The 2,398-nt window shown below is 65.1% G+C and carries 3 protein-coding genes; all 3 read left to right on the plus strand.

The annotated features are described in order from the left end of the window. On the plus strand, positions 1–1,394 hold a 1,394-nt coding region (locus tag ABWP50_RS12540), incomplete at its 5' end, for a serine hydrolase domain-containing protein (protein ID WP_353218324.1). A gap of 43 nt (positions 1,395–1,437) precedes the next feature. Further along, on the plus strand, positions 1,438–2,166 hold the full coding sequence (locus ABWP50_RS12545) for a heme ABC transporter permease (protein WP_353218325.1): 729 nt from the start codon (positions 1,438–1,440) through the stop codon (positions 2,164–2,166). Further along, entirely contained in the window at positions 2,163–2,330 is a 168-nt protein-coding gene (locus ABWP50_RS12550) for a heme exporter protein CcmD (RefSeq protein WP_353218326.1), read from the plus strand. The genes ABWP50_RS12545 and ABWP50_RS12550 overlap by 4 nt, the downstream gene beginning before the upstream one ends. Positions 2,331–2,398: the final 68 nt, after the last annotated feature.

The following is a 2,398-nucleotide window of genomic DNA, read 5'->3' on the forward strand; positions in this document are numbered from 1 at the left end:
CAGCGCCCGCGGCAGCGCAATCAGCGCCGACCACGACCATCGCCGAAAACCCCGATGTGCAGGCGGCGCAGCGGTTGTTCAGCGCCTGGCTGGAAGGGCAAATGGCCTATCGCGGCCTGCCCGGCGTGGCGGTGGGCGTGGTGCATGATCAGCAACTCGTGTGGTCCAAGGGCTTCGGCTTTGCCGATGTCGCCGCCAAAAAGCCGATGACCGCCGACACGCGCTTTCGCATCGCATCCAATTCCAAACTGTTCGCCGCCATCGCCATCCTGCAACTGCGCGAAGCCGGCAAGCTGCGGCTGGATGATCCGGTGGTGAAATATCTGCCCTGGTTCACGCCCAAGCCCGCCGGGCCGGACGATGGCCCGATCACCATCGAACAATTGCTGTCCCACTCCTCCGGCCTGCAGCGCGAAGCGGGCGATCATTGGGCCAGCTATGACTTCCCGACCGAGGCCGAGCTGATCAAGCTGATGCCGGGTCGCCAGGCCGCCTTCCCGCCGCAGACGCGCTGGAAATACTCCAATCTGGCCTTTGCCGTCGCCGGGCTGGTGGTGGAAAAAATCACCGGCAAGCGCTGGGCCGATTATGTGACGGCCAATATCACCACGCCGCTGGGCATGGCCGCGACCAGCATCGACAAGCCCGATCCCGGCCTTGCCACGCCCTATGCCAGCCGCACGCCGGAAGGCACGCGGCGCATCCTGCCGTTCATGGATGCCCGCGGCATGGCGGCGGCGACGGGGATGACAAGCAATGTCAATGATCTGGCCAAGTTCATCTCCGCCCAGTTGCGCACCAGCGGGCCGAACGTGCTGTCAGCCGGATCGTGGCGCGAGGCGCTGCGGGTGCGCAGTGTGGATGAAACCTGGGAAAGCGGCTCTGGCCTTGGCTTTGACCATAGCCGCGTGAAGGGCCGCACGTTTGTGGGCCATGGCGGCGGCTACCCCGGCAACACGACGATGACGCGCGTGCAGCTGAACGACAAGGTGGGCGTGGTGGTGTTGACCAACACCAATGATTCAAACCCCGGCGATATCGCCAACCAGCTGCTGGCCACTGTCGGCGACGCCGTGGCCAAGGCCGCCAAACCCAAGCCGACGCCGCTGTGGGACGATGCATGGGCGCGTTTCGCCGGCCGTTATCGCAGCCCCTATGACGACGGCGTGACCCAGGTGGTGCTGCTGAACAAGCAACTGGTGCTGCTGTCGGACAATGGCCCGGCGGCGGAAACCAAGGTGGTGCTGGAGCCTCTGGGCGCAGGCCGTTTCAAGTTGATGGCACCCACCGGCGGCGGCCCGGTTGGCGAAGTGGTGCAATTTGAAGAGAAGGACGGCAAGATCACCCGCATGTATCTGGGCGACGGCTGGAGCACGCGCATCGACGCTTTCTGACGCTGCCCCTTCCCCGCTTCCACCCATCTGCTAGAAGGCGCGCGTGCACCGTTATGCAAACCCCACGCGATTCCTGAAGATCGCCCGTGTCGCCACGCCCATCGCGGCGCTGCTCGGCCTTTTGCTCACCGCAGCAGGGGTGTGGATCGGGCTGTTTGCCAGCCCGCCGGATTACCAACAGGGCGAAAGCGTGCGCATCATGTATGTGCATGTGCCCGCCGCGTGGCTGGGTGCCGGCGGCTACATGTCGCTCGCCATCGCGTCGGCCACGGCGCTGATCTGGCGTCACCCGCTGGCCACCATCGCAGCGCGCGCCATCGCGCCGGCGGGGGCGGCGTTCACTGCCATCTGCCTGGTGTCCGGCGCGCTGTGGGGCAAGCCGACATGGGGCACTTACTGGGTGTGGGACGCGCGGCTGACATCGATGCTGGTGCTGCTGTTCCTGTATCTGGGCTATCTGGCGCTGAGTGCCAGCGAAGCCGAAAAGGGCGGGGAGCAGCGCGCCGCGGCCATTTTGGCGCTGGTGGGCGTGATCAACCTGCCGATCATCAAATATTCGGTGGAATGGTGGAACACGCTGCACCAGGGCAGCAGCATTTCGGTGCTCAAGGCCAAATCGTCGATCGCGCCGGAATTGCTGACGCCGCTGCTGCTGTCGGTGGCGGGGTTCAGCTTTCTGTTTGCCGCCATCGTGCTGATGCGGATGCGGGCGATGCTGGCGCAGCAGCGCATCGACGCGCGCAGCCGGCGGCTGGCCGAGGCGCTGGCATGATGGCTGATCCGATCACCGGTGTTGTGGCCCGGCCGGACCTGTGGGCCAATTTCATCTGGCCGGCCTACGGCCTGACTCTGGCCGGCCTGATCGGGCTGCTGATCTGGGCCTTTTGGTCCATGCACAGTGCCGAGAAAAAAGCCGAAGAAGCGAGGCGCAAATGACAGCGTCAAGACCAAGGGTCCTTCAGCCATGAAAGCGTCAAGACCGGAGGTCCTTCAGCCATGAAAGC

This window comes from Sandarakinorhabdus sp. (assembly GCF_040398645.1).
Lineage (GTDB): Bacteria > Pseudomonadota > Alphaproteobacteria > Sphingomonadales > Sphingomonadaceae > Sandarakinorhabdus.

What these genes read in the sequence shown, in the direction of transcription:
- ABWP50_RS12550 (WP_353218326.1), top strand. Translation starts at nt 2,163, where the DNA reads ATGATGGCTGATCCGATCACCGGTGTTGTGGCCCGGCCGGACCTGTGG.